The sequence below is a fragment of the Cellulomonas citrea genome, assembly GCF_009829685.1.
Taxonomy (GTDB): domain Bacteria; phylum Actinomycetota; class Actinomycetes; order Actinomycetales; family Cellulomonadaceae; genus Cellulomonas; species Cellulomonas citrea.
The window spans coordinates 1-6,406 of sequence record NZ_VWSD01000161.1; the positions used below are offsets into that span (position 1 = coordinate 1).

The following is a 6,406-nucleotide window of genomic DNA, read 5'->3' on the forward strand; positions in this document are numbered from 1 at the left end:
GTCGTCGTCGGCGGCGGGATCGGGGGGCTGCTGTCCGCCGCGCTGCTGGCCCGGGGCGGCGCCCAGGTCACGCTGCTCGAACGGCACGACCGGGTGGGCGGCCGGGCCGGCCGGCTGGAGCTCGACGGCTTCACCTTCGACACCGGACCGTCCTGGTACTTCATGCCCGAGGTCGTGGAGCACGCGTTCGCGCTGCTCGGCAGGCGGGTCGCCGACCACCTCGACCTGGTCGAGCTGGACCCGGTGTACCGGCTGTTCAGCGAACCGGGCGCGGACGGGCCGGCGGCGCCGTTCGAGCTGGTCCGGGACCCGGTGGCGCGCGCCGCGGCGTTCGAGGCGGTCGAGCCCGGCGCGGCGGCGGCGATCGAGGGCTACCGCAGGCAGGCGCAGGAGGCCTACCGGCTCGCACTTGACCACGTCCTCTACACGACGTTCGAGGACCCGACCCGGCTGGCCTCCGCGCAGCTGGCGGCCCGCGCCGGGACGCTCGGCGGGCTGCTCACGCACACCCTGGCCGAGCACGTGGCGCGCACGGTGCAGGACCCGATGCTGCGCCAGGCCCTCGGCTACCACGCGGTCTTCCTCGGCAGCTCGCCCTACCGGGTGCCGGCGCTGTACTCGCTCATGAGCCACCTCGACCTCGGCCAGGGCGTGCTCTACCCGCGCGGTGGGCTGTACACCCTGGTCGAGGCGCTCGAGCAGATCGCCCGCGAGGAGGGTGTGACGGTGCGCACCGGCGCCGACGTCACCGGGATCGAGGTGCGCCCGACGACGCGCAGCCGGCGTCATCCGCGCCGGCGCGGTCAGGCCACCGGGGTGCGGCTGGCGAGCGGTGAGCTGGTCGAGGCCGACCTCGTGCTGGCCGACACCGACCGGCACCACACCGAGACGGAGCTGCTGGCACCGGCGTACGCCGACCTGCCCGAGGAGAGCTGGGAGCACCGCGGCCCGGGGATCTCGGCGCTGCTCGTCATGGCCGGGGTGCGCGGGCCGCTGCCCGAGCTCGCCCACCACTCGCTGTTCTTCAGCCGGGACTGGCCGGCGAACTTCGAGGCGATCCTCGGCGCGGGGCGCAGCACACCGCCGGACGGGCTGCGGGTGCCTGAGGTGGCCTCGCTGTACGTCTCCCGGCCGAGCGCGACCGACCCGTTCCTCGCCCCCGACGGGCACGAGACCCTCTTCGTCCTGGTCCCCTTCCCGGCCGACCCGGACCTCGGCCTGGAGCGGGCCGAGGTCGAGGCGCACGCCGACCGCTACCTCGACCAGATCGGCAGCTGGGCGGGCATCGACGACCTGCGCGGCCGCGTGGTGACCCGGCGGGTGGTCGCCCCGGCCGACTTCGCCCGGGACATGTCGGCCTGGCGCGGCACAGCGCTCGGCCTGGAGCACACGTTGCGCCAGTCGGCGATGTTCCGCCCCGGCGGCGCCTCGGCGAAGGTGCCGAACCTGCTGCACGTGGGTGCGGGGGCCACCCCGGGGGTGGGCATCCCGATGGTGATCATCTCGGCCGAGCTCGCCGTCAAGCGGTTGCTGGGCGAACGTTCGGCGCACCCGCTGCCGGCACCGCTGCGCCCCGGGTTCCTCGGCTCGGCGCTGCCGCGCGGCCTGTGGGACGAGGTCGCCCGCGACGGGGACGGACGATGACGCGGTTCGCCTACCTGGCGGCGCTCGTGGTGAGCCTGGGCGGGCTCGCGGTGCTGGACCGGCGGTTCGCGCTCGCGTTCTGGGCCGATGCCCGGCGCACCGCCTGGTGCCTGGGGATCGGCGTCGTCGGGTTCCTTGGCTGGGACCTCGCCGGGCTCGGGCTGGGCATCTTCGCCCGCGGCGACTCCCCGCACATGACCGGGCTGCTGCTGGCCCCCGAGCTGCCCGTCGAGGAGGCGTTCTTCCTCGCGCTGCTCTGCTACACCGGGCTGCTCACGTGGCGCTGGTTCGACCGGGTCGCGCGGGGCGGGGCCGGCCCGACGGAGCCGGGAGAGCACGCGTGACGAACCTCGTGCTCAACCTCCTCGTGCTCGCCGTGCTGCTCGCGGTGAGCCTGCCGGTGCTGCGCCGGCTGCGCCTCTGGCCGCTGCTGGGGGCCGTCGCGGTGCTGTGCGTGCTCACCGTCGTCTTCGACACGCTCATGATCCGGGTGGGGCTCTACGTGTTCGACCCGGCGAAGATCCTGGGCGTGCGGATCTGGGGCGCGCCGCTGGAGGACTTCGCCTACGCGGTGGCGGCCGGGGTGGCGATGCCGGTGCTGTGGACCGTGCTCGGGCGCCGGTCACGCGTGGAGGCCGCACCGACGACGCCGGCGGCGCAGGGCGGGGCGTCCGGTGAGGCCGGTCCCGGTGCCGCGGCGCCCGGGGATGCTGCGGCCGGTGCTGCGAACCGCCGCGCCGTGGACCCGGGCGATGCCGACCGTGGCGACGGCGCCCCCGGCCGGGACGGGGAGCGCCGATGAAGGCCCTGGTCGCGGCCTCGCGGCCGTTCTCCTGGGTGAACACCGCCTACCCCTTCGCGGCCGGGTACCTGGTGGCCACCGGGGGCCGGGTCGATGTGGCGCTCGTCGTCGGGACGCTGTTCTTCCTCGTGCCGTACAACCTGCTCATGTACGGCGTGAACGACGTGTTCGACTACGCCTCGGACCTGGCGAACCCGCGCAAGGGCGGGATCGAGGGTGGGCTGGTGCCCCCCGACCAGGCGCGTGCGGTGCACCGCCGGGTGCTCGTGGCCGCGGGTGTGCTCGTCGTGCCGTTCGTGGTGTGGCTGCTGCTGCTCGGCTCGGTGGCCGCCGGGGCGGTGCTGCTCGCCGTGCTCTTCCTCGTCGTGGCCTACTCGGCGCCGGGGCTGCGGTTCAAGGAACGCCCGGTGCTGGACTCGGTGACCTCGGCGCTGCACTTCGTCGGGCCGCTGCTCTACGGGCTCGTGCTGGCCGGGGCCGCGCTCACCTCGCGCAGCGTGTGGCCGGTGCTCGTCGCGTTCGTGCTGTGGGGGATGGCGTCGCACGCCTTCGGTGCGGTGCAGGACGTGCAGGCCGACCGGGACGGCGGCATCGCGTCGGTGGCCACCGTGCTCGGCGCCCGGACCACGGCGCGCGCGGCCGTCGTGCTCTACGTCGTCGCCGCCGGGGTGCTGGCAGCCCTGCCGTGGCCGGGCGTGCTCGCGGCCGTGCTGCCGCTGCCGTACGCCGTGAGCACCGCGCGCTTCTGGTGGGTCGACGACCTCACCTGCGAGCGGGCGAACGCCGGCTGGCGGACCTTCCTGTGGCTCAACCTGGTGACCGGGGCCGCCGTGACGATGCTGCTCATCGCGGCGGCCTGAGCAGGTCGCCCGAGCTCACCCGGTCGTCCGGCGTCACCCGGCCGACCGCGCCCGGATCGCCCGAGCGCACCCGGTCGCCCGGCTCCCCCGAGCTTCCGGCGCCCCCCGGTGGTGACCTCAGCCGGCGGCCGGGTCGGTGACCAGTGCCCGCCACGCGCCGCGACGGACGGCCTGCTCGGCCGGGTCGGGCACCGGCAGCGAGGCGAGCAGCCGCCGTGTGTACGGGTCCTGCGGGTCGCCGAGCACCTGCTGGCTGGTGCCCTGCTCGACGACCTTGCCGCGGTGCAGCACCGCGATCCGGTCGGCGAGCAGGTCGACGACGGCCAGGTCGTGCGTGATGAACAGGCAGGCGAAGCCGAGCTCGGCCTGCAGCCGGGCGAACAGCTCGAGGACCTTGGCCTGCACCGACACGTCGAGGGCCGACGTCGGCTCGTCGGCGATGAGCAGCTCGGGGTCGAGGGCCAGCGCCCGGGCGAGCGAGGCTCGCTGCCGCTGACCGCCGGACAGCTCGTGCGGGAACCGGTCGCCGAACGCGCGGGGCAGCTGGACGGCCTCGAGCAGCTCGTCGACGCGCGGCCGGGCTGCCTCCACCGACCGTGCGGCGCCATGCACGATGAGCGGTTCGGCCACCGCCGCGGCGACCGTGAGCAGCGGGTTGAACGAGGTCGCCGGGTCCTGGAAGACGAACCCGATCTTGCGTCGGGCGGGCCGCAGCGCCCGTTCCCCGGCACCGCGCAGCTGGATGCCGAGCACCTCGAGCGACCCTTGGCTCACGGGGGTGAGCCCGGCGATGGCGCGTCCGATCGTGGTCTTGCCGCTGCCGGACTCCCCGACGAGGCCGAGCACCTCACCGCGGTCGATGTGCAGGTCGATGCCGTCGACCGCGGTGAACGGGGGCTGACGGAACCGGCCGGGGTAGGTGATCGTGAGCCCGGTCGCCTCGACCACGGGCGCCGTGCGCGGGCGGTCCGCCGTCGTGGTGCCGGAGGTGGCCGGTGCCGACGCGGTGGTGCCCGACGTCGTGGTGCTGGACGGAACAGCGGTGGGCTCGGCCGGGTGCGCGCCCCCGGCGAGGGCCGCCACTGCGGCCTCGCTGCGCGGGCCGCGCAACGGCCGTCCGCCGATCCGCGGCACGGCGTCGAGCAGGGCCCGGGTGTACGGGTGCTGCGGGTGCGCGAAGAGGGTCTGGGCGTCGGCCTGCTCGACGATGCGGCCCGCGTACATCACCGCGACCCGGTCGGCGAGGTCGGCGACGACCCCCATGTTGTGCGTGATGAGCACGATCGCGGTGCCGAACTCGGTGGGCAGCCGCCGCAGCAGGTCGAGGATCTCGGCCTGCACGGTGACGTCGAGCGCCGTCGTCGGCTCGTCGGCGATCACCAGCCCGGGGTTGAGCACGAGCGCCTGGGCGATGACGATGCGCTGCTTCTGCCCGCCGGAGAACTGGTGCGGGTAGTGGTCCACCCGGTGCTCGGGGTCCGGGATGCCGACCGTGCGCAGCGCCTCGATCGCCGCCTGCCGTGCCTCGCTCCGGCTGATCCGCGCATGCGCCCGCAGCCCCTCGGCGATCTGCCAGCCGACCGTGAAGACGGGGTTGAGCGCGGTGGAGGGCTCCTGGAACACCATCGCGGCGTCCCGGCCACGCACCGCACGCAGGGCGCCCGCACCTGCCGTCCGGACGTCGGTGGTTCCGCCGTCGCGCGAGGACAGCAGCACCGCGCCCGATGTCGTGGCGGTCGAGGGCAGCAGCCCGAGGATCGAGCGCGCGGTGACGGTCTTGCCGGACCCTGACTCCCCGACGACGGCGAGCACCTGCCCCGGCTCGACGGTGAGCGACACGTCGACGACGGCGGGCACGTCACCCCCGTCGGTCGCGAACGTCACGGACAGCTCGCGGAGGTCGACGACGGGGTTCATCGCTGCACCTGCCCGTCCTGCGGCTCGTCGGCCGCCGTCGTGGGGTGGTCGATGACGCCGACCTCGAGCGGGTCGTCGGCGTCGGCACCGGGCACCGGACCGGCCACGGCCTCGACGGCGCGGCGTCGGGTGCGCAGCCGGGGGTCCGACAGGTCGTTGAGCGACTCGCCGACCAGCGTGACGCCGAGCACGGTGAGCACGATCGCCGTCCCGGGGAACACCGAGGTCCACCAGATGCCGGCGGTCACGTCGGACAGCGCCTTGTTGAGGTCGTAGCCCCACTCGGCCGCGGCCGAGGGCTCGATGCCGAAGCCCAGGAAGCCGAGCCCGGCGAGGGTGAGGATCGCCTCGGAGCAGTTGAGCGTGAGGATGAGCGGCAGCGTGCGGGTCGAGTTGCGCAGCACGTGCCGCGTCATGATCCGCAGCGGGTTCGCCCCGATCACCCGGGCCGACTCGACGAACGCCTCGGACTTGACCCGGATCACCTCGGCGCGCACCACCCGCAGGTACTGCGGGATGAACACCACGGTGATCGAGATCGCGGCGGCCAGGATGCCGCCCCACATCGAGGACTGCCCGCCGGAGATGACGATGGCCGCGACGATCGCCAGCAGCAGCGACGGGAACGCGTAGATCGCGTCGGCCACCACGACGATCACCCGGTCGAGCCAGCCGCCGAAGTAGCCGGACACGAGCCCGATCGCGATGCCGAGCACCGAGGACAGCGCGACGGCGACGATGATGACGAGCAGCGCCGTGCGCGAGCCCCAGATCACCCGGGACAGCACGTCGTACCCGGCCACCGTGGTGCCCAGCAGGTGCTGCGACGACGGCGGCTGCTGGGAGCCGAAGGGGCCGGCGGCGTCCGACAGCTGGCTCCAGCCGTACGGCGCGAGCACCGGGGCGAGCAGCGCGGTGAGCAGGAACACCGCGGTGAGCACGAGGCCCCCGATGAGCATGCCGCGCTGCAGCCCGACGCTCGCGCGCAGCTGCGTGAGCACCGGCAGCCGGTGCCACCAGGGCCCGCGGGTGGCGATCGGGGCGGGCGGGGGCACGTCGGCGGCCATCAGTACCGGATCCTCGGGTCGACCAGGGCGGCGATCACGTCGACGATGAAGTTCGTCACCGCGACGATGACGGCGAGCATCGCGACGATGCCCTGCACCGCGACGAAGTCCCGCGC

General features: G+C 74.5%; 6 protein-coding genes and 1 pseudogene. 4 read left to right on the forward strand and 3 right to left on the reverse strand.

Features of this window, described 5'->3' with window-relative positions:
• The 4 genes from crtI to F2B26_RS13835 all read left to right on the forward strand — a co-directional run.
• A partial coding sequence (gene crtI / locus F2B26_RS13820; RefSeq protein ID WP_235929683.1) for a phytoene desaturase family protein occupies positions 1 to 1,644 on the forward strand: 1,644 nt, incomplete at its 5' end.
• Positions 1,641 to 1,988 (forward strand): lycopene cyclase domain-containing protein, encoded by a 348-nt coding sequence (locus tag F2B26_RS13825; RefSeq protein ID WP_159810345.1) that lies wholly within the window; start codon positions 1,641 to 1,643, stop codon positions 1,986 to 1,988. The genes crtI and F2B26_RS13825, both read left to right, overlap by 4 nt.
• Positions 1,985 to 2,446: a lycopene cyclase domain-containing protein gene (locus F2B26_RS13830; RefSeq protein ID WP_159810347.1), complete on the forward strand. Its 462-nt coding sequence runs from the start codon at positions 1,985 to 1,987 to the stop codon at positions 2,444 to 2,446. The genes F2B26_RS13825 and F2B26_RS13830 overlap by 4 nt, the downstream gene beginning before the upstream one ends.
• On the forward strand, positions 2,443 to 3,306 hold the full coding sequence (locus tag F2B26_RS13835; protein WP_159810349.1) for a prenyltransferase: 864 nt from the start codon (positions 2,443 to 2,445) through the stop codon (positions 3,304 to 3,306). The genes F2B26_RS13830 and F2B26_RS13835 overlap by 4 nt, the downstream gene beginning before the upstream one ends.
• Before the next feature lie 117 nt (positions 3,307 to 3,423).
• Here the strand turns inward: F2B26_RS13835 and F2B26_RS13840 are convergent, their stop codons facing one another.
• The 3 genes and pseudogenes from F2B26_RS13840 to F2B26_RS17485 all read right to left on the reverse strand — a co-directional run.
• Positions 3,424 to 5,223 (reverse strand): dipeptide ABC transporter ATP-binding protein, encoded by a 1,800-nt coding sequence (locus F2B26_RS13840; protein ID WP_159810351.1) that lies wholly within the window; start codon positions 5,221 to 5,223, stop codon positions 3,424 to 3,426.
• Positions 5,220 to 6,290 (reverse strand): ABC transporter permease, encoded by a 1,071-nt coding sequence (locus F2B26_RS13845; protein ID WP_159810353.1) that lies wholly within the window; start codon positions 6,288 to 6,290, stop codon positions 5,220 to 5,222. Before F2B26_RS13845 ends, F2B26_RS13840 begins: the two co-directional genes overlap by 4 nt.
• Positions 6,290 to 6,406, reverse strand: a pseudogene (locus F2B26_RS17485) (ABC transporter permease); the annotation flags it as partial. The pseudogene F2B26_RS17485 and the gene F2B26_RS13845, both read right to left, overlap by 1 nt.